The organism is Mycobacterium sp. (assembly GCF_049683935.1).
Taxonomy (GTDB): domain Bacteria; phylum Actinomycetota; class Actinomycetes; order Mycobacteriales; family Mycobacteriaceae; genus Mycobacterium.
In genome coordinates this window covers 1-24,473 of sequence record NZ_JBAUJR010000210.1, presented here as the reverse complement: position 1 = coordinate 24,473, position 24,473 = coordinate 1, and the positions used below count along the sequence as shown (strand labels likewise).

Here is a 24,473-nt window from a genome sequence, read left to right as displayed (position 1 = left end):
CGCTCAGATGCCGGTGCACAGCGAGACGAACGGAATCGGCGCGCAGATGCCGATCGAGAAACCCGGGGTGGGATCGCCATTCCACGGCGGCGGCGGAGGTGGGGGAGGCGGCGGTGGTGGCGGAGCGGGTGGCGGCGGCGCCGCCAGACACATGTTCGTGGCCGGGTCGAGAAAGGTTCCCGGACCGCACTCCGCTGCGCTGCTGATCCCTGGTGACGCCAGGCTGCCGATGGCGAGTGCCGCAGACCAAGCGGCCACGACCATCACCGCACGAATTGATGTACCCATCAGCACGACTTCCTCGAGGGTTCCCCGACCCTGTTCAGACCCTGAATATTACGCCCGTACACCGCTGCCTCACAGTTCGATTGCTTCAGCCGCCCACGGCGATCAATCGGGCGGCGGCCTCGACGGCCGCGGCCCGGCGATGGGCGATCAGCGCCGGATCATCGGTGACGGCGTCGGGGTGGGGCAGATGCATCCACGCCAGGCCGATCCCGATCAACAGCACGAGCAGATCTACGGGCTGCCACGACTCGTCGACGTAACCGCCGGCCTGGGCGGCTTCGATGGCGGCGATGTGTTGGTCGGGGATGGGCTGCCCGTCGGCGTGCGGCGGATCGAGCCTGACGCCTTCCAGATGTGCCCAGGTGATCATCCGGTAGTGCTCAGGGTGCAGACGGGCCAGTTCGTAGATGTCGCCTGCCATCTCCGCGATGGCGTCGGGGCGCGGCTCGAGCGCGCCGAAGAACTCGGCATTGTCGGCGGCGACCACTTCGCGGAACAGCGTCTCCTTGTCTCGGAAGTGGGCGTAGAGGCGTTCCTTGCTGGCCTGAGCGCTCCGGGCGATCCGGTCGATCCGGCCGCCGGCCAGCCCGTACTGGGCGAACTCGGCGCGGGCGGCCGCCAGGATCTGGCCGCGAAGCTCGGTGGTGCTCCTCACGCCGAGAATCATAACCAGACGAACTGGTTCGTTCGGTAGGGTGGTGTAACAGGAGCGACCAGGAGGAGAGAACGTGACCGCTGCGGTGAACGTCGACGCAATCATGAACCAGCCCGCACGGGTTCGGGCGCTGCGCCGTGCGATGGAGGTCATCGCCGACAGAGCGGCACCGATCGTCGACCTCTCCCGTCCCTACGTCGACGGATTGGAGAATCTTCCCGCTGACGGGCGGTTCCTGTTGGTGGGCAACCACACCCAGTCCGGGTCAGAGGCGTTGTTGATCCCGTATTTCGTACGACGACAGATCGGCAGCCGGGTTCGGCCGCTGGCCGACCGCAACTTCGCGAACATGCCCGGACCTGCCGGTGAACTCTTTGCCGCCGTCGGCGCTGTGGTCGGGGCACCCGAGACCGCCCGCGAGTTGATGCGCCACGACGAACCGATCCTGGTGTTCCCCGGTGGAGGGCGCGAGATCGCCAAGTTCAAAGGTGAGGAGTACACGCTGCGCTGGCAGGGACGCGCCGGATTCGCCCGTCTGGCAGCCGAATACAACTATCCGATCGTGCCCGCCGGGCTGGTCGGCGGCGACGACGTGTACCAGAGCCTGACCACCCGGGAGAGCTGGTGGGGACGCGTGAGTGCCGGCCTCGGTGAGAAACTCTCCGGCCGCTCGGACATGGCGATGCCGCTGATGCGGGGGATCGGTCCGACGATGATCCCCCGTCCGCAGCGGATGTACCTGCGCTTCGGTGCCCCCATCAGCACCGCCACCCCCGCCGACGTACCCGACGACACGTGGGCGGCGACGATCAAGCAGCGGACCCGCGAGTCACTCGAGCAGGTCCTCGACGACCTGCGGGAGATCCGCGGCAGCGATCCCTACCGCGAGCTGAACCCGCTGGCGTGGCACCGCGCCCGCCGGCCGTGAATCGGGGCTCACACCGAGGTAGTGCCCGCAGGTGCGATCCGCACCAGCGAGCCCGAGTAGGTCAGCTGGTAGACGTTGCCATCGGGACCCTGCAGCAGCCCGAGAGTGGTGCCCGCCTGCAGATCGAAGTCCTGCGGATTGCCGCAGGAGGTGAATTCCGGAGTGCACGTCAACACCTTGATCCACCCCTGCACCAGGTCGGCGATGAACACCTTGTTCTGGTAGGCGGGACCGAATGTCGTTCCGTCGTAAACGAGTACTGACGTGATCGCGGCTCCACCCCCGCGGGGGTAGGTGTAGATCGGATCGATCGACGTGCAACTGGCGCAGACGCCTTCCGCGCCCGGCCAACCGTAATTGCCACCTGCGGTCACCAGGTTGACCTCTTCGAAGGACGCCGCCCCCACATCGGCGACCAGCAGCGCGCCGCTCGGGGTGAACGCCAGCCGGAACGGGTTGCGCAGACCGTAGGCGAAGATCTCGGATCGCGCACCGGAGATGGCCGGGTTGTCCGACGGCACGGAGCCATCCGGATTGATCCGCAGGATCTTTCCGTGCAGATTCGTGAGGTCCTGCGAGTTCGCCCCGGACCCGTTGTCGCCCAGCCCCCAGTAGAGTTTTCCATCGGGGCCGAAGCCGAGTGCGCCACCCTGATGATTGAGCGCAGCGGATAGCGTCGACTCCAGTAGCACCACTTCGGCACCGGCAGCATTGCCGACGACTGTCAACTGCGACAACCGATTTCGCAGCGCCGAGGTGGTGTACGCGACGTAGAGGTGGCCGTTGTCGGCGAAGTCGGGATCGACGGCCAGCCCGCTGACACCCCGCTCGCCGAGGGTGGCGACCGGCAGGGTGATCAGCGGCGCACCGGCAGCGCCGTTCTCGACGATCCTTATCGCGCCGGCCTTTTCGGCGACGATGACTCGGCCGTCGGGCAGGAAACGGAAGTCCACCGGCGAGTTCAGGCCGGATGCGACGACGGCCCGCTCGAACCCGATGAACACGGTCTCGGTGGTCCGGTGCCCGCTGTTTCCGAGGATCCCGAAGGACAGCAGGTTCAGCAGACCCGCGAAGCCGTGAATGTGGAACCCGCTGCGCGCATCGCTGACCGTGACGTCGAACCTGTCCTGTCCGGCGTAGCTCGCGCCGGGGGTGTAGACGAACGTGCCGTCCGGATTGATCACCACCGTCCCGTGGTCCGGCCTGGTCGCGGTGTACGTCAACTGCGTGGAGTCACCGTCTTCGGGGTGCAGGTCACCTTCGATGCGGCCCTCGACGGTGGTGTTCTCGGCCGGGTTGTATCCCAGAGTCGGCGTCTCGTTCTCGAAGAAGCGCTCCCACGGACTGGGTTCGACGGCAGCAGTCGGTTCGACGCTCATGCTCTGAGGCGACGCCGGCTCCTCGACATCGGCCGCCCGGGAGCCGGCCGACACGTCGGATTCTGCTGCCAGAGAGGAGGTTTCGCCGTCCTCCTCCTCGGGCTCGATCTCGTCGGCTTCGTCGGTGTCGTCGGCGTCGTCGGCGTCGTCCGTGTCGTCGGTGACGTCCTCGTCGGTCTGCGTCTCAGCGTCTTCGGCGGCGTCTGACTCCGATGCTTCGGACTCTTGTGTCGTCTCAGACGACCGTTTCGACCCGGACTTCGACCTGGGCCCCGCGTCGGTGTCCGACGACGATGTGTCCGACGACGATGTGTCCGACGACGATGTGTCCGAGGTGCTCGATGAAGCCCCGCCGGAATCAGATGTGTCGGCCGAGGCCGCCCCGGCCCCGGCGAGCACCGCGGCGCCGACCCCCAGCGCGAACGCCAAGCCGCCGACCCGGCCGACGTAGCGGGCGTAGCCCCCCGCTGATCGGTCCGCCTCCGTGACGACTGCTGATTCCCCCATGTCCCCTCCTCGCGAACGGGGCACCCCGAACCCGAATTCCCTCGTGTCCACCGACTGCCCACTGCTATTTGCACTGTATTTCCGGTGTTTGCCGAGCATGCTGTTTTCCCACGAAGACACGCAATCCGTCATAACTCGTGGCGGTGGAGGCCCGGCGCCGTCAGTCGGAGTGTGGCAAGGCTGCTGACCGCGCGCGCCGATCGGTCAAGATTGGGGCATGGACGTCAATGAGGTGCTTCTGCCCGGAGTGGGTCTGCGCTACGAGTTCGACAACACCGACGGCGACCGCATCGGCGTCGTCGCCAAGCGGGCAGGTGACTTCGAGGTGGTGCTGTACGCGGCCGAGGACCCCGATGTCGCGCAACCCCTGTTCCATCTCAGTGTGGACGAGGCCGAGGCGCTGGCGCAGATCCTCGGTGCCCCTCGCATCGCCGAACGCTTCGCCGACCTGACCCACGAGGTTCCCGGTCTTGACGCCGGGCAGGTGGCCGTGGAACCGGGCAGCCCCTACGCCGACCGCCCGCTCGGTGACGCCCGGGTGCGTACCCGCACCGGGGCCTCGATCGTCGCGGTGGTGCGAGACGACGAGGTTCTGCCGTCACCGGGACCCGCCGACGTCCTGCAGCCCGGGGACGTCCTGGTCGTCATCGGAACGGCCGAGGGCATCACGTCGGTCGAGCACATCTTCGACAAGGGCTGAGCAGGTGCACGGTTCGGTCGCGTTCCTGATCGAGATCGGGCTGCTGTTGGTCGTCTTGACGGTCATGGGTGCGCTCGCCCGGCGCGTGTCGCTGTCGCCGATCCCGTTGTATCTGCTGGCCGGTCTGGCGCTGCACGACGGTGGATTGCCGTTGGATCCGTTGGTGGTCGAGTTCATCCAGACCGGCGCGACGGTCGGCGTCGTCCTGCTCCTGCTCACGCTGGGTCTGGAGTTCTCGGTCAGCGAGTTCGCCGCCAGCATGCGTAGGCATTTGCCGTCGGCGTGGGTGGACCTGGCGTTCAACGCAACCCCCGGCGCGATTGCCGGATTGCTGCTGGGGCTCGACGTCGTCGGCATCCTGGCGATGGCCGGCATCACCTACATCTCGTCGTCGGGCGTGGTCTCGCGACTGCTGACCGATCTGCGCCGGCTGGGCAACAGGGAGACCCCGGCGGTGCTGGCGGTGCTCGTACTCGAGGATTTTGCGATGGCCGCGTATCTGCCGCTGCTGGCGGTGCTGGCCGCGGGCGGCGAATGGTGGCAGGCCGTCGCGGGGATGGCGATCGCCATGGCGGCCTTGGCGGTCGCCTTCCTCGGGTCCTACCGCTGGGGGCATCTGGTCGCGCGGCTGATGGCTCCTCCGGATTCGGAGTTGCTGTTGCTGCGCGTCCTCGGGGTGGCGCTGGTGGTCGCGGGTCTGGCCGAATACGTGCACGTCTCCGCCGCTGTCGGGGCGTTTCTGGTGGGCCTGACCCTCACCGGGGAGTCAGCCGTGCGCGCCAGGGAGGTGCTCGGTCCTCTCCGCGACCTGTTCGCCGCAGTGTTCTTCGTGGCGATCGGGTTGGAGGTCGTACCGGCGTCGATGATCCCGATGCTGCCCGCGGCGGTGCTGCTGGCGGTTGTCACCGCGGCGACCAAGATCGCCTCCGGTATGTACGCCGCGCGCCGCGAGGGTGTCGCGTTGCGGGCGCAGTGGCGGGCCGGGACCGTGCTGATCGTGCGGGGTGAATTCTCGCTGGTGATCATCGCCCTCGTCGGTGCATCGATCCCGATGATCGAGTCCATAGCGATGCCGTACGTCTTCGTCCTGGCGTTCCTCGGTCCGGTCGCCACCCTGATCGCCGGCCGCGCCGCCCCGCGCCGGGTATCACCTCGGGTCAGGCGCGTCATCCGCAGTTCTCCACGAGCCAGCGACACCGGTTGACGGCAGTTCAGCCGCCGGATCTCGGAGTACACATGGCCAGGTGCGTGGACTTCCCCGGTCACCACTGCACGGCGATGTACTTGGTCTCGAGGAATTCGTGGATCCCCTCGTCCCCGCCCTCGCGGCCGAGACCGCTCTGCTTGATCCCGCCGAAAGGCGCTGCGGGATCGGAGATCAAGCCTCGGTTGATTCCCACCATGCCGGCGTGGAGCTTCTCCGAAACGCGAAGCGCGCGTTCCAGATCGGCGGTGAAGACATATGACGCGAGCCCGAAGGGCGTGGTGTTGGCCATCGTGATGGCGTCTTCCTCCGCGGTGAACTTCACCAGCGGGGCGATGGGACCGAAGATCTCGTGGTCGAGGATCGGGTTCCCGCTTTCGACGCCGGTCAAGACGGTCGGGGGATAGAACGCTCCGGGGCCGCCGTCGGTCTTGCCGCCGGTGGTCACTGTTGCGCCGGCATCGACGCTTCGCGTCACCAGGTCGGTCATGTCGTCTACGGCGCCCGTATTGATCATCGCGCCGACCCGCATCGACTTGTCCAGGCCGCTTCCCATGGGCATATCGGCCATGGCGGCGGACAGTCGTGCGGCGAACTCGTCGTAGATGCCGGCCTGAACGAAGAGTCGGTTGGCGGCGATGCACGACTGGCCGCCGTTACGCATCTTGGCGACCATGGCGCCCTCGATTGCGGTGTCGATGTCGGCATCGTCGAACACCAGCAGTGGAGCGCTGCCGCCGAGTTCCATCGACACGCTGAGGATGTTCTCCGCGGCGCCGCGCAACAGGATTCGTCCCACCTCGGTGGACCCGGTGAAGGACAACTTGCGGGTTGCGGGGTGCGCGAGCATGGCTCCCACGACGTCGGAGGCGCGCTTGGTCGGAACCACGTTGACAACGCCGTCCGGCAGCCCGACGTCGGCCAGGATCTGCGCAATGACCAACGCGGTCAACGGCGTTTCGGCAGCAGGCTTGAGCACGACGGGACAACCCGCCGCCAGCGCCGGGGCGATCTTGCGGGTCGCCATGGCGGCGGGGAAGTTCCACGGTGTGACCAGCACGGCGGTGCCGATGGGCTGGTGGATGACCATGATGCGCTTCTCGCCGTTGGGGGCGGTCTGCAATTGCCCGCCGATCCGGGGCGTTTCCTCTGCGTACCAGCGGAAGAACTCGGCAGCGTAGGCCACCTCTCCCTGAGCGTCGGCCCATGCCTTGCCGTTTTCTCGCACGATCAGCGCTGCGAGTTCGTCGCTGCGCTCCATCATGACTTCGTAGGCCCGCAGCAGAATCGCGGCTCGGGTGCGGGGTGCGGTGGCTGCCCACGCGGTTCCCGCCGCCTCGGCCGCATCAACGGCTGCCTTCGAATCATCGATGGTTGCGTCGGCGACCGACGTGATGACCTGGCCGCTGGACGGGTCGAGGACGTCGAAGCTGTTGCCGCTGCTCGCGTCGCGCCAGGCGCCGGCGATGTACAGCTTGTTCGGGATGACGGTCGGGCTGGCAAACGTGGTCATGACGATTCCGATCAGGAGATCTGGCGGGTGTGATTTCCGAATGTTGTCGAGGTGTGTCGGGGACTCAGTTGTCTGACCCCCGAGGATCTCGACTGAGGTGACCGTCACACCATAGCGATCAGATGGATCCATTTCAACGAAGGTTACGAACATTCCAACGGTTTTTCCGTCGTCGCCACCTGCAATGGCTCCAATATGTCCAGTTGGATGGGCATGCCGTTCTCCAGCCGCAACCAGCGACACCGGTCGGCGAAAAATGGAGCCAATGTAGGTGACCGAATGGGGCGGATAGACGATGTTCGTAGAATTGCCGCCTTGGAATGGATCCATACTCCTGATACGGTGTGACGGACGCCTCAGCCGAAAACCTTGGGAGAGATTCGTGTGAGTACGCATACCCCGCTGCACCCGGCCGCCCCGTGGGTGGAGATCGCGACCACGGTCGAAGACTGGGATTCCGCCGATCCGCAGCTGCTGAAGACCATGCTCAGCCAACTGATCCTCATCCGGTCATTCGAGGAGTACGTCCTCGACGTGGCGGGCCAGGGACTCATTCACGGCCCTGCTCACTCGTCCATCGGACAGGAGGGCGGTGCGGTCGGTTCGGTGCTGTCGTTGACCACTGCCGATTCCGTCAATGGATCCCACCGTGGGCATCACCAGTTCCTGGCCAAGGCGCTTCATCACATCGCCGCGGAAGGCATCGACCCGACCGCGGATTTCGGCGATGACATCCGCACGGTGATGTTGCGCAGCCTCGCCGAGATCTGCGGCCTGTCGCGCGGCTTCTGTCGCGGGCGGGGTGGCTCGATGCATCTGCAGTGGAGGGAGGCCGGCGCCATCGGGACCAACGCGATCGTCGGCGGTGGCGTCCCCCTCGCGGCGGGGTACGCCTGGGCCAACCGGCACAGCGGCAGCGATGCCGTCGCGGTCACCTACTTCGGTGACGGCGCCATCAACATCGGATCGACGCTGGAAACGATGAACCTCGCGTCGGCGTGGAAGTTGCCCCTGTGCTTCTTCATCGAGAACAACCGCTACGCGGTGTCCACCAACGTGGAGGAGTCAACCGGCGAACCGCGTCTCTCGGCGCGCGGGCTGGGCTTCAACATCGCCAGTTGGAAGGTCGACGGCATGGACGTGCTCGCGACCTACCTCGCGATGCAGGAAGCGTGCGAGCACATGCGGGCGGGCAACGGGCCGACGATCGTCGAGGTCGACGTCTACCGCTACTTTCATCAGAACGGCGCCTTCCCCGGTAGCGCGTTCGGCTACCGGACCAAGGATGAGGAGAAGGCATACCGCGACCGCGACACGATCAAACAGCTCTCCGCCCACCTGGAGCGTCGCGAGATTCTCGACTCGTCGGCCATCGAGAAGACCGTCGATCGGGCCAAGACCATGATGGCCGAACTCGGAGACGCCATCCTCGAACCGGTTCCGGGAGGTAAGCCCGGAAAGCGGCGGATCAAGCCCGACGAGTGGCCGGATCCGAACTTCGTGAACGTCGGGGTGCGTGGCGACCTCTCCGAGTTCGACGAGATCACGTTCACCGACCGTGACACGTTCGGCGGTGCGGTCACAGAGTCAAAATTCGTGGAATCCATTGCAGCGGTGCTCAACCGACGCATGGAGACCGACCCTTCGGTGGTCATCATGGGGGAGGACATCCACCGTCTCAACGGAGGCACCAACGGTGCCACCCGGGGTCTGCCCGAACGGTTCCCCGATCGAACCTTGGGAACGCCGATCAGTGAGAACGCCTTCACCGGTCTCGGCGGTGGTATGGCTCTCGACGGCCGCTACACCCCGATCGTCGAGTTCATGTACGCCGACTTCATGTGGGTGGCAGCCGATCAGCTGTTCAACCAGATCGGGAAGGCGCGGCACATGTTCGGCGGGGACAACGACGTCCCACTGGTGTTGCGCAGCAAGGTCGCCATGGGCACCGGTTACGGCTCCCAGCACTCGATGGATCCCGCGGGCGTCTTCGCCACCCAGCCTGGCTGGCGCATCGTGGCGCCATCAACTGCCTTCGACTACGTAGGCCTGATGAATACGGCACTGACCTGCAAGGATCCGGTGGTGGTTCTCGAACACGTCGACCTGTACAACATCAAGGGCGAAGCGCCGGCCGACGACTTCGACTACCACCTGCCCGTCGGCAAGGCCGCGCTCAGACATACCGGCTCCCAGGTCACGGTGATTTCCTACCTCGCCATGACCAATTACTGCCTGCAGGCGATCACCGACGGCGACTATGACGCCGATCTGATCGATCTCCGCTGGCTCGATAGGGCGTCGCTCGACTGGGAGACCATCGAAGCCAGCGTGCGCAAGACCAACCGGGTGATCATCGCCGAGCAGGGCCCCGTCGGCACGTCTTACGGCGGGTGGCTGGCCGACGAAATCCAGCGCCGCTTGTTCGATTGGCTCGACCATCCCGTGGAACGGGTCACCGGGGGCGAGGCGTCACCCAGCATCAGCAAAGTCCTCGAACGCGCTGCGATCGCGCAGTCCGAGGAGATCTCCGACAAGCTCGCCGAAGTCACGGAGGCCTGAATATGCCTGCACTGCTCAGAATGCCCGGCGTCGCCGCCAACGCGACGGACGCGATCCTGTCCGAATGGCAGGTCGCCGAGAACGCCGAATTCGCCCAGGAAGAGCCGATTGCCACTGTCGAAACCGACAAGGCCAATGTGGACATCGAAGCCGAAGCGGCCGGCGTCATACTGAAATACCTGGTGGCGCCCGGAGCCACGGTCGAGGTGGGCGCGCCGATCGCCCTGACCGGTCACCCGGGGGAGAAGGTATCCGACCTGGACCAGGCGCTGCGTGACCTCGGTGTGAGCGCCGAGGAGAACTTCGGTGACGCCGACACGGCGGATCTGCCGGTGGACACTGCGGCCGACGAGTCGGATTCCGCCGGCGCTGAGACGAATTCGACATCCGATGGGGATCGATATCGTGGCGGCGACGGCGAGCGGCTGTTCGTCACGCCGCTGGTCCGCCGCCTCGCGCGGGAGGCCGAACTCGATCTGAGCGGGGTCGCAGGCTCGGGGCCCAACGGTCGAATCGTCAAGCGCGACGTCGCCGATCTGCTTGCCGCAGAATCGAGGCAGCCACAACAGCCATCCCCGCAGGCTGTCGCCGACTCTCCGGACCCCGCGCCTACGGCGGCCCCGTCGCCGCAGTCCGGTTACACCGACGCCCCGCATTCGCGGATGCGCAGAGCGATCGCGTCGCGACTCACCCAGAGCGTGCAAACGGCGCCGCATTTTTATGTTCGTGGCAGCGCGGAGGTCGACGAGCTGTTGGCGTTACGAAAGACACTCAACGAGTCCGTCGGCGTGAAGATTTCGGTGAATGACCTGATCGTCAAGGCTGCTGCGAGAGCCCATGTTCTGGTGCCGGCCATGAACGTCATCTGGCTCGATGACGCGGTGCGCACCTTCGACACCGTGGACATCGCGGTGGCCGTCGCGTCCGACCGCGGGCTGATGACACCGGTCGTGCGCGACGTCGCACGCCGTGGCATCGCCGCGGTTGCCTCCGATACTCGAGATCTTGCCGAGCGGGCGCGCGACGGCAAGCTCAAGCAGGACGAACTCGTGGGCGGTTCGATGAGCGTCTCCAACCTCGGAATGTTCGGCACCGAGGAGTTCTCCGCGATCATCAATCCGCCGCACGCAGCGATCCTGGCGGTCGGAGCAGCCCGTCCCGAGGCGGTGGTACACGAGGGTGAACTCGCGGTCGCCTCGGTGCTCAAGGTGACGTTGTCGGTGGATCACCGCCCGGTCGACGGCGCCGTCGCCGCGGAGTGGATGGCTGCATTCCTCGACGTTGTGCGCAGTCCTTTGCAGATCTTGATCTGAGGTCGTACGACACCATGAAGATTGACTCGGTTCGAGACGGAGGTTTGGCGATGAATGCGTACACCCAGACGATTGGCGCGCCCGGGCACATGTCCGTGGACTACGAGGAGCGAGTGGATTTCGCGCGGTTGCGTTCCTACCGGCTCGGGCGGGCGAAGGCGGCGCTGGAGGCCAGTGAGTGCGGGGCTTTCCTGCTGTTCGACTTCTACAACATCCGCTACACCACCCAGACCTGGGTCGGCGGAGCCCTCGGCGACAAGATGATCCGTTACGCGCTTCTGGTACGCGGCAAGGACCCGGTCCTGTGGGACTTCGGTTCTGCGGTGAAGCACCACAAGATCTACTCGAAGTGGGTTCCTGACGACAATTACCGGGCCGGCTTCCTCGGCTTCCGTGGGGCGGTCGCGCCGACTGCGGGATTGATGGAGTCCGCGGTCGCCGAGATCAAGTCCATGCTCCACGAGGCCGGCGTCGCCGACATGCCGGTCGGTTTGGACATCGTGGAGCCGCCCTTCCTGTTCGAAATGCAGCGCCAGGGGCTGAAGGTGCTCGACGCTCAACAGTCCATGCAGGACGCACGGTGCATCAAGTCGCACGATGAGATTCTGCTGCTGTCACAGGCCGCGGCAATGGTCGACGGCGTGTACCAGGACATCGTCGAGGCACTCAAGCCCGGCGTCCGTGAGAACGAGATCGTCGCGCTGGCCAACAAGCGGCTCTACGAGATGGGGTCAGACCAGGTCGAGGCGGTCAACGCGATCTCCGGGGAGCGGTGCAACCCGCATCCGCACAACTTCACCGACCGTCTCATCCGTCCCGGGGACCAGGCGTTCTTCGACATCATCCACAGCTACAACGGATACCGAACCTGCTACTACCGCACGTTCGGAGTCGGCAGCGCGACACCCGCGCAGCGGGACGCCTACAAGAAGGCCCGCGAGTGGATGGACAAGGGCATCGACGGGCTGGGCGCCGGCATCGGGACCGACGAAGTCGCGGCATTGCTGCCGAAGGCCGAAGAGTTCGGGTTCGCCAACGAAATGGAGGCGTTCGGGCTCCAGTTCGCTCACGGCCTCGGCCTCGGCCTGCATGAGCGGCCCATCATCTCGCGCCTCAACTCGATGAAGGAGCCGGTCGAGCTCGAGGTGGGGATGGTGTTTGCGCTCGAAACCTACTGCCCGGCCTCAGACGGCCACTCAGCCGCCCGTATCGAGGAAGAGATCGTGCTCACCGAAAACGGTCCCGAGGTGCTGACTCGCTTCCCCGCCCACGAGTTGTTCGTCGCGAATCCGTACTCCACCACGTAAAGCCGATTGCGCGAACGCCGATAGGCTGCGTGGACCGATGAGTGGGGGCACGACGTGAGTGACGGATCGACCGAGAGCGTAGCCGCTGACCCTGACCGGGTTCTGGCCGCCAGTGAGAGGGTCGCAGCCCATCTACGCGAAGCCATTCTGCGCGGCACGATCAAACCCGGAGAACGTATCCGGCAGGAGGACGTCGCCGCGCGCCTCGGCGCCAGCCGGCTTCCCGTGCGCGAGGCACTGCGAATGTTGGAGCTCGAGGGACTCACCGAGAACCTCGTCAACCGCGGTGCCCGGGTGCCGTTGCTCGACATGCACCAAGTGGACATGCTCTATCGGATGCGCGAACAGCTAGAGCCGCTGGCAATCTCGGAGAGCTTGCTGGTGCTGTCAGGCGCCGACATCCGGCGGCTCGAGGACATCCACGCTCGAATCGAGGCGACCGACGATGTCGAAGAGTTCATCGATCTGGACCGGGATTTCCATCTGCTGAGTTATGCGGGCTGCGGGATCGAACAGTTGAACGCGAGTATTTTGCGGTTGTGGAACTGCACCCAGCACTATCGCCGGGAGTTCATGCTGGTGAGCGGACAGTCGCGACGTTGGATCGTCAACGCTGAGCATCGGCTCATCCTGGACGCCATCGAGCGCCGTGATCCGACCGACGCGGGGCGCTACCTCAGCGGTCACATCAGAAGGACGCGCATCGAGTTGGACCGTCATCCCGAGATCTTCGGGTCCCAGGTGTAGAAGTCCCAGGGGTGGGCGGAACTTCGGGCCGTCGGCGACTCGTGGACAACCAGAGCGCGTTTCTGGATCCATAGGATCTGCATCCAGCGGTCCGGCTAGGCAGGCCGTCGTACGGTGCTGCCCGGTCCGTAAAAGGGGCGACAGCGTCACTCTTCCCATATCGGATCCATTTTCGGCCTAATGGGAGACTTTTCCGAGGACCGCAATCGATTGCGGTGACTTTAGGATCCAAAACCCCGTCTGGAACGTTGACAGCTGAGCGCGAGATGGCTTAGTGTCGTGGATCACAGGGGATCGTTTAATTGGATCCATTGAACTCGAAGTAAAGGTCTTACAGGATGGCGCAGACTGCCCCAGAAGGTCGTGAGATCGCCGGTGCCCCCGGCGCCGCGCCCCGCCACGGGTTGCCCGGTCTGACTGGACTCGATCACGTCGGCATCACCGTTCCCGACATCGAAGAGGCGACCCGGTTCCTCGTGGACGTCATCGGGTGCGAGCACCTCTACACACTCGGACCGCTGCAGGATGCCGACGGCTCCTGGATGACCGACCATCTCAACGTCCACCCGCGGGCGGTCGCCCGCACCATCCGATTCTTCCGCTGTGGCGCCAATCCCGTTCTCGAAGTCTTCGAGTATTCGTCTCCCGATCAGGATGTGAAGCCGCCGCGCAACAGCGACGTCGGTGGACACCACATCGCGTTCTACGTCGACGACCTCGACGCCGCCGTGGAGTTCCTGCGCCAACGCCACGTGGAGGTACTGGGTTCACCTACCACCAGCGTCGGTCCGCACACCGGACAGCGTTGGGTCTACTTCCTCGCTCCCTGGGGAGCCCAGTTCGAACTCGTGTCCTATCCCAACGGCAGGGCCTGGTACCTCGAGCACGACACGCAGCACTCGGTCCCGGCACCGGCAGCCCGCGAGGAAATCCGCCCCTCGGCCGCGTCATCTTCGTCGCCGAGCCAGCACAACAATCGAGGTGAGCAGCATGGAACGAAGTGAAGTCGAAGCGGCACCCGTCGTCATCGAGGCGGACTCCGTGGTGAAGAAATTCGGCGGAGTCACCGCAGTCAACGACGTCAGCGTCTCGGTCCGAGAAGGCGAGATCTACGGCCTCATCGGTGAGAACGGCGCCGGCAAGTCCACCCTCATGCGCATGCTGGCGGGGCTGTACACCCCCGACTCCGGCGAGGTCCGGGTTCTCGGAAAGACCCTTGATGGTGCCAAGTCGGCGCTGGAAGCCGGCATCGCGATCGTCCACCAGGAACTGAATCTCATCCCTGAGATGACGGTGGCGGAGAACATCATGCTCGGTTCGTTCCCGACGAGCGGCGGGTTCACCGAAACCAAGAAGCTCAAGGCCGTGGCCAAGGAAACCCTCGAGGAGATCGGCGTACCGATCGACTTGAACGAGCCGGTCTCCCGGCTGTCGGTGGCACTTCGGCAGTTCGTCGAGATCGCCCGTGCGATCGCCCGCAAGCCGCGGGTGCTCATCATGGACGAACCCACCGCGTCGCTGACCCCAGCCGAGACCGACTATCTGCTGGCGATGCTGCAGCGACTGGCCGGGCGTGGCATGTCCGTCGTGTACATCTCGCACCGACTTCCCGAGATCTTCAGGATCTGCAATCGGGTGAGCGTGCTCAGAGACGGGGCTCTGGTCGACACGATGCCCATCGACGACACCAATCCCGAAGACCTCGTCACCAAGATGGTCGGCAGGGAACTCAAACTCGACCTCGAGGTCCGTCGTGAGTCCACCCCGGGCGACGTCGTGCTGTCCGCGCGCGGGATCACCGCCCCACAAGTCCGCAACGTCGACCTCCAGGTGCGCGCCGGCGAAATCGTCGGTCTCGGTGGTTTGGTGGGAGCGGGACGCACCGAACTCGTTCGGGCTGTCCTCGGCGTGGACCCCAAGTCCGCCGGCGAGGTGACGATGACCGTGGACGGCAAGAAGAAGCGGATCACCAACTACGGGGAGGCCGTGGCGCACGGTGCGGCCTACGTACCCGAGGAGCGCCGCACCGAGGGCCTCGCGTTGACGATGACCGTCTCGGACAACATCGCACTGCCCAACCGGCGCAGGCTGAGTTCGTCAGGGGTGCTGAAGGTCGGCTCCTTCGACGGCTTCGCCAGCGCGCTCGCCGACAAGGTGGGACTACGGCCGCCGGACGTCACCCGAGCGGTCGGCGAGTACAGCGGCGGCAATCAGCAGAAGGTCGTCATCGCCAAATGGCTCGGCCGCGAACCGCGACTCATCGTTCTCGACGAGCCCACCCGCGGCGTCGACGTAGGGGCCAAGGCCGAAATCCACCGGTTGGTTCGCGAACTGGCCGACGGAGGTGCCGCCGTGCTCGTCGTGAGTTCGGATCTGCCAGAGCTTCTCGACCTGTCCGACGTCATCCACGTCATCCGCGACGGTCAGGTCGCCGGCACCCTGACCGCAGAACAAGCCGACGAGAAAGCCGTCATGACCCTGGCGGCCGGAGGAAGAATGGTGGCAAGCGCATGACGAACGTCGCTACACAGGAGCCCGGCCCCCCGGCTCAACCGCTGAGTCCCGCACCAACCGGCGGGAGCACCCAGGCCGCGCGGACGATCCAGTGGATCGCCGAGCGCGGGATCTTCGTTGTCACAGCGGTTCTGATCCTCGGTGCGGCGTTCTTCGTCGACGGCTTCGCGTCGGTGGTCAACATCACCGACGTGTTTCACCGGGCCGCGCCGATCGGAATCGTCGCGATCGGTATGACCTTTGTCGTGATCAGCGGCAATTACCTTGACCTGTCGGTGGTTCCGCAGGTCGCCACCTCGGCGGTCATCCTCATCGGGGTGAGCAATGCCTACGGAATGCCTGCGGCGATCGCCGCCGCCGGCATCGTCGCCGTGCTCTACGGTGTGGTCAACGGTGTCGCCGTGGGCTACTTCAAAGCCAATGCGGTCATCGTCACGCTGGCGACCACCTACATCGGTTTGGGCCTCCTTCGGTGGCTCTCCGGTGGAAGCATCTTCTTCGGCCCGGCCGGCGGTCCCATCGAGACGTTGGGCCAGATCAAGATCGGGCCCGTGCCGTTGTCGGCCATGGTGCTGGTCCTCATGGCCGTGCTCCTGGCATTTGTGTTGAACCGCACCGGTTTCGGCTTCGCGGTCCGGGCCTACGGCTCCAACAAGGAAGCGACCCGATTGGCGGGCATCGCCACCTCGCGCGTCGTCCTCGGCGCGTTCGTGATCACGTCGCTGTCGGCCATGGTGGCGGGCTTCGTACTCGCGGCGTTCTCCAATACTGCGGTCTCGACGATCTCGCAGGGCTTCGACTTCGGTGCGCTGGCGGCGATCATCATCGGCGGCACCAGCGTCTTCGGTGGTCGCGGCAGCGTGCTGCGGACCGTGCTCGGTGTGATCTTCGTCAGCGTGCTCACCAACATCCTGGTCCTCTCCAATATCGGCTACGGCTGGCAGCAGGTGGCCATCGGAGTGCTGATCGTGCTCGCCGTGTCCATCGATGCAATCGCAAGAAGGGTGGGCAAGTGATGACTAGCCTCCAGACGCAGGAACATTCACCCAGCAGCGCTACCGATCGACTACGAGCGGTCGTCAGCCGTCGCACAGAGGGCCGAGGCGTCATCCTCCTGGTGGTCGTCGTCATCGGGTCGCTTCTCTTCCAACCGGGCGTGTTCACCGCCTACCCCGCCACTCTGGGACGCGTCGCGCTCATCGGCCTGGTGGCGCTCGGCCTGACCGCAGTCATCCTGATGGGCGAACTCGATCTGAGCGTGGCCAGCACCCTGGCCGTGGCCGGGGTCGTCATGGCGATGATTCCCAACCTGGCGCTGGGCATCCTGGCGGCCCTCGGAGTCGGTCTGCTGGTCGGAGCGATCAACGCGTTCTTTGTCGTCGTGGTGGGCATCAACTCGTTCATCGCGACGTTGGGCATGCTGTTCGCCCTGCGCGGCCTGGCCCTCGTGCTCTCCGACGAGCAACCCGTACGCCTCGACGACATCGAGGCAGGCATCTCATTCGGTGCCCCGCTCATCGGGCCGCTGACCCCCAGGGTCCTCATCTTCATCCTCGTCTTCGTGTGCCTGCACGTCTTCCTCACCCGGATGCGGGCCGGTCGCGAGTTCTACGCGGTGGGGGGCAACCGGCAGGCTGCCAAGGACGCCGGCATCCCGGTGACGCGGCGCATCTTCACCGGCTTCATGATTTCCGGGTTCGTGGCTGCACTCGCCGGTGTCATCAACACGCTGGAGCGCACGGCAGCCACTCCCACCGCCGGCTCGACGGTGTTGTTGGCCAGCTTTGCCGCGGCGATCATCGGTGGCGTCGCGCTCAACGGCGGTCGGGGCTCGGTCATCGGGACCCTCATCGGTGCACTGTCCCTGGGTCTGCTGCAGATCGCTCTCGCACTGGGCGCGGTGCAACAAGACGTGCAACAGATATTCATCGGAGGGGTGCTGTTCCTCGCCGTCGTCACCGACCCGGCCAGCCTGCGCGCGGCGGCGCAGAACATCCGATCTTCGTTCGGAAGACGCACCAATTCCGTTGAGGAGAAATCGGATTCACTGCCACCGCCAGCGCAACAGTCCAGATAGGAGCAACACGATCATGCGAAAGACTCAGATTGCGGCGGTAGGCGCAGGCTTGGCCGTCACGGCGCTGATCCTCTCCGGGTGCAGTTCCGCGGACGGTGCCGAAGAAGCACAGCCAGAGGTGTGGGCGCTGCTGCCGCAGGGCACCGACCAGCCCTACGGCACGACCTACCTGCCGCCCTTCGACGAGACGGTCGACAAGCTGGGACTCGACGTCACTGTCACGAATTCGCAGTATGATTCGGACACCCAGGCAAGCGACTGCGAGGTGGCCGTGGCGGCACGCCCTGACCTCATCATTCTGTGGCCGGCGGTCACGTCGACGGTGCGCCCCTGCTTGGTGCGAGCCAAGGAAGCCGGTATTCCGGTCACTGTCACCAACTCCGACGTGTTACCCGAGGACAAGGACCTCACCGCGGGCTATTCAGGTCCGGATACCTACGGGCAAGGCGCTGCGTCCGCGTCGATCATGTGCGGACTCGCCGACGGCCAACCCACCAATATCCTTGTGGTGAACGGCCTCACCGGGAATTACACCGCCATCAATCGTCGCCAGGGTTTCGTCGAGACGATAGCCGAGGAGTGCCCGAACGTGACGATCGCCGCCGAGCAGCCCGGCGACTGGAGCAAGGGCACCTCACAGACGGTGACCTCGGAGATGTTGACCGCCGTTGGCGCAAACAACATTCAGGGTATCTTCGCCGCCGACGACACGATGGTTGCCGGCGCTATCGACGCACTGAAAGCGCAGGGGATCGATCCAAAGCCACTGCACATCACCTCGATTGGCAACACCAAGCTCGGCAACCCGCTGGTCAAGTCCGGCGAGCTCGACGGTACCGTCTTCCAGTCCTCGGTCTGGGACGGGCGGAACGCGGCCGTGGTCGCCGACGAAGTTCTGAAAAACGGACCGATGCAGGAGGACTTTTTCATGCCGTCGGTCATCGTCACCAAGGACAACGTAGACGACCCGGCCGTCACACCGGAGTGGTGACCCCAGTCCCACTATTCAAAAATTCATCTGGACAACGTAATTCAGAATGACCCACCCAGGAAGGAATCGGATCGCAATGGATACCAGTCGCTTGGACGGAAAGCACATCCTCATCACGGGCGCCGCACAAGGGATGGGCGCCGCAGTCGCCCACAACTACGCAGAACAAGGGGCCAAGCTGTGCCTCGGCGACGTCAACGTCGAGGGCGTTGCGCAAGTGGCGAAGGAGATCCAGGAGAAGGGCGGCACCGCCACCCACGTCAGGCTCGATGTCACCAGCGAAGAAGACGCCGCCGCCGCCGTCGCGCACACCGTGGAGAAGTACGGCAGCATCAACGTTCTGCTGAACAATGCCGGCATCAACAAGCCGGCGTTCTTCCTCGACATCACACGGCAGAACTGGCAGAGCATCATGGACGTCAACGCCTGGGGCACGATGAACTGCATGCAGGCCGCGGCACGCCAGATGAAAGCCCAGGGCAAGCAGGACTACCCCTACAAGATCATCAACGTCGGTTCGATCCTGTCGCGGGAGGTGTTCGATGACGTCGTCGTCTACGGCTGCAGTAAGCACGCCGTCCTGGCGATGATCAAGGGTGGCGCCAAGGCGCTGATCGAGCACAACATCACCGTCAACGGCTACGGACCCGGCGTCGTGCGTACCGAGTTGTGGGAGCAGCTCGACAAGGACCTGGTCGCCATCGGTAAGTTCGACAAGCCCGGTGAGTCCATGGACTCCCTGGCGGAGAACATGATCCTCATGAAGCGGTACTCCTACCCCGAGGACGTCGTCGGAACCGCGTCGTTCCTGGCTAGCTCCGAAAGCGACTACATGACCGGTCAGCTGTTGATGATCGACGGCGGAATGGTGATCCAATAGCCGGCGTCTGCATCAGCGGGGCGACCACGCGTCGTCGCGAGTGTCTTCGCGAGCGTGCACTCGAGCGGACAGCTGCCGGATCTCCTCGCGCAGATCGTCGATCTGGGCGGCCGTTGCGGCACGGTTGGCGGAGTCCTCCTGGGACACCCGCTCCACGATCCAGGAGGCCACGGTCGCGGTGATGACACCGATGAGGCTGATTCCACCGATCATCAGCAGCACGGCGATCACCCGTCCCGTCGCCGTGACCGGGGACAGGTCGCCGTAGCCGACGGTGGTCACTGTCGTGATCGACCACCACACGGCATTGCCGAAACTGGTGATCGTGGAATCGGGGGCGTTGCGTTCGGTCTCCAGCATCGCCAGCGACGCGACGTACACCAGCAACACCGCGCTACCGGCGGTGTAGGCGGCGACCCGGCCGCGGATGGCGTCGCCGCCCGCTCGGTGCAACACCTTGACCAGCACCACCAGCCGCAACAACCGCAACGGGCGCAGGAACGGCAGGACGACGATGGCCAGGTCGAGCAGGTGCCGGAAGAACCAGCGCACGCGGTGCGGCGCCAGCGACAACCGGACGAGGTAGTCCACGACGAACACCAGGTACAGCAGCGACATCGCACCGTTGAGCAGGTTCGTCAGCCCGCGGCCGGGGTTGGCAAGCACCTGGACGGAGTATGCGACGAGGAACACGACGGCCACCCCCGCCAGCACCCATTCGCTGCGGGACTCCCACCGTTCGAGACGCTCGGCTGAACCCATCGAGCAGCACACCTTTCGAAGAAACTCGCCGAGAGTGCGTCGGTGGTCGGTACAGCGCGCCGCTACCAACAGCACGAGCACGTTCGGCGCCAGAGGTCTGCTCCACGGTACCGACCGGCAATGTCAAACCCGCGCCACCGTCGTCGAATCCGATTAGCGTCGGTGAGTCATGGACGTCCTGCGCACTCCCGACTCCCGGTTCGCCGACCTGACGGGCTTCCCGTTCGAACCCCACTATGTCGATGTCATGGCACCCGACAGCCCGCCGATGCGGATGCACTACGTCGACGAGGGGCCCCGCGACGGCACACCCATCGTGCTGCTGCACGGTGAGCCGACGTGGAGCTACCTGTATCGGACCATGATTCCGCCGCTGGTCGATGCGGGCCACCGGGTGCTCGCCCCGGATCTGATCGGATTCGGGCGTTCCGACAAACCGGGCGACATCGACGACTACACCTACCTGCGTCACGTCCAATGGGTGACGTCGTGGTTCGACGCGCTGGATCTGACCGACGTCACCGTCTTCGTGCAGGACTGGGGGTCGCTGATCGGGTTGCGCATCGTGGCCGAGCAGAGTGCCCGGTTCGCCCGGGTGGTGGTGGCCAACGGCTTCCTGCCGATCGCCGACCGTCCGGCCGTGCCGGCGTTTCGGATCTGGCGTGCCTTCGCGAAGCACTCGCCGTGGCTCAACGCCGGGTGGATCGTCGGCACCGGGACCGTCACCAAGGTGCCCGCCGCGGTCCGGGCCGGGTATGACGCCCCGTTTCCCGACAAGCGCTACCAGGCGGGGGCGCGCGCGTTCCCACAATTGGTGCCGACTTCGCCCGAGGATCCGGCGGTGCCGGCCAACCGTGCCGCCTGGGAGGTGCTTGGCCGCTGGGACAAGCCGTTTCTGGCGCTGTTCGGGGCCAAGGATCCCATTCTGGGCAAGGCGGACCAGCCGCTGATCAGGCATGTTCCCGGTGCGGCGGGCCAACCGCACGCCCGGCTGAACGGCAGCCATTTCGTTCAGGAGGATTGCGGCCCCGAGCTGGCCGAACGCATCCTGGCGTGGCGGTAACACGTCACCTCTTCGTCACTGTGATGTATTTCACAAGAGGCGTAGCCTGGAAGGCGTCTCTCCAGGAAAGGGGATGCGATGAAAGGCGCACATCGCGATCCGGTGGATCACGCTCGCACAACCCAACCGCATGCCGGTGAGTCCTTCATCGACACGCTGTGGCTGCCCGGACTGATTCTCATCGGTCTCGGCACCGTCCTGATCGCCGGCACCGTGGCGGCGACGGCCTACGGAAGCCGCGACGTGTCATTGGTCCTGGGTCTGATCGCCGGGGCACTGGTCACGGCCGGCGCACTGTTGATCACCTTGGAACACCAGCGGGTCAAGCGGGTCGAACGGCAGTGGCATGCCGAGCACCCGGATCGCACGTCGCACCTGCGCGCGAGCTAGGAGTCACGCGCGTCCCAAGACGATCGCGCAACAAATCCGGACGCTGACGTCTTGTCCCGCTCGCGCGGGCAGAGTTGGCTTCTGTGCATGAACACAGTGCTGATCACCGGTTGCTCTTCGGGCTACGGCCTGGCGACCGCGCTCCGATTCCACGACGAGGGCTGGAATGTCCTCGCTACCATGCGAACTCCGCGGGAAGACCTGCTGCCCCGCTCGGACCGGCTACGTGTTCTCGCCCTCGACGTCACCGACTCGGACAGCGTCTCCCATGCCGTCGAGTCCAGCGGTCCGATCGATGTCCTCGTCAACAACGCGGGGATCGGCGCAGTCGGTGCGTTCGAGGCGACGTCGATGCAGCTCACTCGAGAGTTGTTCGACACCAACACCTTCGGGGTGATGGCCATGACGCAGGCTGTGGTGCCCCAGATGCGTGAACGCCGATCGGGGGCCATCGTGAACGTCACCTCGAGCGTGACGCTGACCGCGATGCCGCTGGCGGCGGTATACACCGCCAGCAAGATGGCCATCGAAGGTTTCACGGCGTCGCTGGCCCTCGAACTCGACTACTTCGGCGTGCGGGCCAAGTTGGTGCAACCGGGCTACGGCCCGGGCACGCAGTTCGCCAGCAACGGCTCGCAGCGGATGGCAGGCCTGATACCGCCTGCGTACCAACCGTTTGCGGCGCCGATCATGAACTCGTTCAGCCGGCCCGGGGCCGTGACCACCCCGGAGGATGTCGCCGATGTCGTCTATCGCGCGGCCACCGATGCGTCCGATCGGCTCCGGTATCCGGCCGGTGCGGATGCGGTCGCACTTGCGCAGTCCTAGGCAGCCCTTGCTCCACTAGCGTTGCCCTGTGGGCGCACGTGATGCCGGAATCGTCGACACCGGTCCGATGGAGTTGTTGATGTCGCTGCTGCGCCCCGAAGCCGTGCTGTCGAAGATCGTCACCGGCGGCGGCGACTGGAGCGTGCGGAAACCCCGCTACGGCGATCCGGCGTTCTGCCTGATGCTGCAGGGCTCGTGTCTGCTCGATCCGGAGGGCCTCGAACCGATCGAGTTGCGGCAGGGGGACTTCCTGCTACTGCCCGAGATGCCGGGGTTCACCCTCGGCGACGGCGGCGATGTGGAACCGACGTTCACCCCGCTCGACCACTCCACGCAGACCCGGCACGGCTGCGAGTCATCGCCGGTCACGATGCGGATGCTCGGTGGCTACTTCCGGTTCGACGCCGCCAACGCGCCACTGCTGACCTCGTTGCTGCCGCCGGTCATCCTGGTCCGCCGAGACGAACCGGGCTCATCGCGGCTGACCCGGCTCGTCGAACTCATCGCCGACGAGGCCGACGCCACCGGCGCCTGCCGGGACGCGATCCTGCAACGGCTCGTCGAGGTGCTGTTGATCGAGGCGATCCGGGTGCATGCGACGCCGGAGTGGGGCAGCGGGCAGAAAGGGTTGATCGCCGGACTGTCCGATCCGGTGCTGGCACCGGCACTTCACCAACTGCACGCCGACATCGCCCGCGGATGGACCGTCGAGCATCTGGCGCGGGCGGCGTCGGTCTCGCGCGCCGTGTTTGCGCAGCGCTTCACCCGCACCATGGGCGTGCCACCCATGCAGTACCTGCTGGGGTGGCGGGTCGCGTTGGCCACGGACCTGCTCAGGACCGAACGCCTGTCCACCGCGCAGGTGGCCGCCCGGGTGGGGTACCAGTCCGGCGCCGCGTTCACCACGGCGTTCACCAGGCTCACCGGATTTTCTCCGACGGAGTTCGCGCGACGCTCGGGATAGTCACACCGATAACACGTGCCACTCACGAGCGGGGACAACACCATGAGTTCCTCATCGGACGGCGGCAAAAGGTAGTGTCGTCGGTTGATCGCAAACAGATCGGGGGCTCCCATGAACCTCGTGCTCGGTTTGTCGATGACCTCTTCATCGGTGCGCTGGGTGCTCGTCGAAGGCACGACAGGCGAAGGCGAAACTCTCGACCGAGGGTCGCTGCCTGTCGACGCTCACACGGCCTTCGACGCGGACGTGCTGCTCAACGCACTTTTTGACAAGGCCGCCGGCAATGGGGTGCACGCCATCGGGCTCACCTGGACCGGTGCCGCCGAAGCCACGGCCAGCGCCGTGTGGCAGGCACTCACCGACCGCCAGGCGGAGAACGTCATCGCGATCTCAGATCTGGAGGCCGCCGAGGCGTTGACCCGTGGCATCGCCGATATCGCCGGATACGACCGCGTTGTGGTGTGTGTCGTCGAGCCGGGCTCCGCCGTGGTCGCCGCGGTCACCCCCGACGGGGTGATCGCCGACCGGGTGGATGCCTCCGCTGTGGATGTCGAGGGTCTGTCCCCCGATGCCGTTTTTGTGGTCGGTTCCGGCGATGTCGACGCGGTGGTGGCGACGCTGGAGCGCAGCACCCGGGCGCCCGTGATCTCCGCCGACGAGGCCGATCTCGCGCTGGCCAGGGGAGCAGCGCTGGCGTCCGCCTCGGCGGTGTCGCTCCTCGATGCCCAGGCAGAGCCTGAACGCCGGCAGTTCTCGCCCACGTTGACGCTGGCCTCGGTGCTCGCCGCCGCGGTCGTGACGTTTGTCGTCTCGCTGTCGGTGGCGGTGGGCATGACGCTGAGCCCTGACGACGTAGCACCGCAGATGGCGCGCTCGGAGCAACCGGTGCGCGAAGCCGCGC

The 24,473-nt window shown here is 65.6% G+C and carries 23 protein-coding genes; 18 read left to right on the top strand and 5 right to left on the bottom strand.

Annotated features, from left to right (window positions below; genetic code table 11):
- Window positions 1–3: 3 nt before the first annotated feature.
- Window positions 4–264, bottom strand: coding sequence for a hypothetical protein (locus tag WA965_RS11750; protein ID WP_526300894.1), 261 nt, complete (start codon window positions 262–264; stop codon window positions 4–6).
- Window positions 265–373: 109 nt separating this feature from the next.
- On the bottom strand, window positions 374–943 hold the full coding sequence (locus WA965_RS11745) for a TetR/AcrR family transcriptional regulator (protein WP_526300854.1): 570 nt from the start codon (window positions 941–943) through the stop codon (window positions 374–376).
- 73 nt (window positions 944–1,016) lie between these two features.
- Here WA965_RS11745 and WA965_RS11740 point away from each other — a divergent pair, with 73 nt between their 5' ends.
- Window positions 1,017–1,871, top strand: a complete 855-nt coding sequence (locus WA965_RS11740; RefSeq protein ID WP_526300856.1) for a lysophospholipid acyltransferase family protein — start codon at window positions 1,017–1,019, stop codon at window positions 1,869–1,871.
- A gap of 8 nt (window positions 1,872–1,879) precedes the next feature.
- On the opposite strand, the gene WA965_RS11735 is transcribed toward WA965_RS11740, so the two are convergent.
- Window positions 1,880–3,757: a PQQ-dependent sugar dehydrogenase gene (locus WA965_RS11735; RefSeq protein ID WP_526300858.1), complete on the bottom strand. Its 1,878-nt coding sequence runs from the start codon at window positions 3,755–3,757 to the stop codon at window positions 1,880–1,882.
- A gap of 217 nt (window positions 3,758–3,974) precedes the next feature.
- On the opposite strand from WA965_RS11735, the gene WA965_RS11730 reads away from it, so the two are divergent.
- Window positions 3,975–4,457, top strand: a complete 483-nt coding sequence (locus WA965_RS11730; RefSeq protein WP_526300860.1) for a cation:proton antiporter regulatory subunit — start codon at window positions 3,975–3,977, stop codon at window positions 4,455–4,457.
- Between the two features lie 4 nt (window positions 4,458–4,461).
- On the top strand, window positions 4,462–5,661 hold the full coding sequence (locus WA965_RS11725) for a cation:proton antiporter (protein WP_526300862.1): 1,200 nt from the start codon (window positions 4,462–4,464) through the stop codon (window positions 5,659–5,661).
- A 58-nt stretch (window positions 5,662–5,719) separates the two neighbouring features.
- On the opposite strand, the gene WA965_RS11720 is transcribed toward WA965_RS11725, so the two are convergent.
- Window positions 5,720–7,174, bottom strand: coding sequence for an NAD-dependent succinate-semialdehyde dehydrogenase (locus tag WA965_RS11720; RefSeq protein ID WP_526300864.1), 1,455 nt, complete (start codon window positions 7,172–7,174; stop codon window positions 5,720–5,722).
- Between the two features lie 384 nt (window positions 7,175–7,558).
- On the opposite strand from WA965_RS11720, the gene WA965_RS11715 reads away from it, so the two are divergent.
- The 10 genes from WA965_RS11715 (at window position 7,559) to WA965_RS11670 (ending at window position 19,565) form a co-directional block, all read left to right on the top strand.
- Complete coding sequence (locus tag WA965_RS11715) at window positions 7,559–9,736, top strand: alpha-ketoacid dehydrogenase subunit alpha/beta (protein WP_526300866.1); 2,178 nt, start codon at window positions 7,559–7,561, stop codon at window positions 9,734–9,736.
- A 2-nt stretch (window positions 9,737–9,738) separates the two neighbouring features.
- The gene (locus WA965_RS11710) at window positions 9,739–11,049 is read left to right on the top strand and encodes a 2-oxo acid dehydrogenase subunit E2 (RefSeq protein ID WP_526300868.1); all 1,311 of its coding nucleotides are present in this window, start codon (window positions 9,739–9,741) and stop codon (window positions 11,047–11,049) included.
- A gap of 50 nt (window positions 11,050–11,099) precedes the next feature.
- Window positions 11,100–12,356 carry a M24 family metallopeptidase gene (locus tag WA965_RS11705; RefSeq protein WP_526300870.1) on the top strand — a complete coding sequence of 419 codons (1,257 nt, stop codon included), beginning with the start codon at window positions 11,100–11,102 and terminating at the stop codon, window positions 12,354–12,356.
- Between the two features lie 54 nt (window positions 12,357–12,410).
- On the top strand, window positions 12,411–13,103 hold the full coding sequence (locus WA965_RS11700; RefSeq protein WP_526300872.1) for a GntR family transcriptional regulator: 693 nt from the start codon (window positions 12,411–12,413) through the stop codon (window positions 13,101–13,103).
- A 338-nt stretch (window positions 13,104–13,441) separates the two neighbouring features.
- Window positions 13,442–14,107, top strand: coding sequence for a VOC family protein (locus tag WA965_RS11695; RefSeq protein WP_526447555.1), 666 nt, complete (start codon window positions 13,442–13,444; stop codon window positions 14,105–14,107).
- The gene (locus WA965_RS11690; protein ID WP_526300876.1) at window positions 14,094–15,617 is read left to right on the top strand and encodes a sugar ABC transporter ATP-binding protein; all 1,524 of its coding nucleotides are present in this window, start codon (window positions 14,094–14,096) and stop codon (window positions 15,615–15,617) included. The genes WA965_RS11695 and WA965_RS11690 overlap by 14 nt, the downstream gene beginning before the upstream one ends.
- The gene (locus WA965_RS11685; protein ID WP_526300878.1) at window positions 15,614–16,633 is read left to right on the top strand and encodes an ABC transporter permease; all 1,020 of its coding nucleotides are present in this window, start codon (window positions 15,614–15,616) and stop codon (window positions 16,631–16,633) included. Before WA965_RS11690 ends, WA965_RS11685 begins: the two co-directional genes overlap by 4 nt.
- A complete protein-coding gene (locus WA965_RS11680) occupies window positions 16,633–17,694 on the top strand; it encodes an ABC transporter permease (RefSeq protein WP_526300880.1) in 1,062 nt (353 codons plus the stop codon). Before WA965_RS11685 ends, WA965_RS11680 begins: the two co-directional genes overlap by 1 nt.
- A 49-nt stretch (window positions 17,695–17,743) precedes the next feature.
- Complete coding sequence (locus WA965_RS11675) at window positions 17,744–18,685, top strand: sugar ABC transporter substrate-binding protein (protein ID WP_526300882.1); 942 nt, start codon at window positions 17,744–17,746, stop codon at window positions 18,683–18,685.
- 76 nt (window positions 18,686–18,761) lie between these two features.
- Window positions 18,762–19,565, top strand: coding sequence for an SDR family NAD(P)-dependent oxidoreductase (locus WA965_RS11670; RefSeq protein ID WP_526300884.1), 804 nt, complete (start codon window positions 18,762–18,764; stop codon window positions 19,563–19,565).
- Between the two features lie 12 nt (window positions 19,566–19,577).
- Here the strand turns inward: WA965_RS11670 and WA965_RS11665 are convergent, their stop codons facing one another.
- Complete coding sequence (locus tag WA965_RS11665) at window positions 19,578–20,327, bottom strand: ion channel (protein WP_526447553.1); 750 nt, start codon at window positions 20,325–20,327, stop codon at window positions 19,578–19,580.
- A 169-nt stretch (window positions 20,328–20,496) separates the two neighbouring features.
- On the opposite strand from WA965_RS11665, the gene WA965_RS11660 reads away from it, so the two are divergent.
- From WA965_RS11660 to WA965_RS11640, 5 genes are all read left to right on the top strand, one after another.
- Entirely contained in the window at window positions 20,497–21,390 is an 894-nt protein-coding gene (locus WA965_RS11660; RefSeq protein ID WP_526300888.1) for an alpha/beta fold hydrolase, read from the top strand.
- A 78-nt stretch (window positions 21,391–21,468) separates the two neighbouring features.
- Window positions 21,469–21,780, top strand: coding sequence for a protein UsfY (usfY, locus tag WA965_RS11655; RefSeq protein ID WP_178359059.1), 312 nt, complete (start codon window positions 21,469–21,471; stop codon window positions 21,778–21,780).
- An 87-nt stretch (window positions 21,781–21,867) separates the two neighbouring features.
- Entirely contained in the window at window positions 21,868–22,608 is a 741-nt protein-coding gene (locus tag WA965_RS11650) for an SDR family oxidoreductase (protein WP_526300890.1), read from the top strand.
- 49 nt (window positions 22,609–22,657) lie between these two features.
- Complete coding sequence (locus WA965_RS11645) at window positions 22,658–23,572, top strand: AraC family transcriptional regulator (RefSeq protein ID WP_526300896.1); 915 nt, start codon at window positions 22,658–22,660, stop codon at window positions 23,570–23,572.
- A 135-nt stretch (window positions 23,573–23,707) separates the two neighbouring features.
- A partial coding sequence (locus WA965_RS11640; protein ID WP_526447551.1) for a DUF7159 family protein occupies window positions 23,708–24,473 on the top strand: 766 nt, incomplete at its 3' end.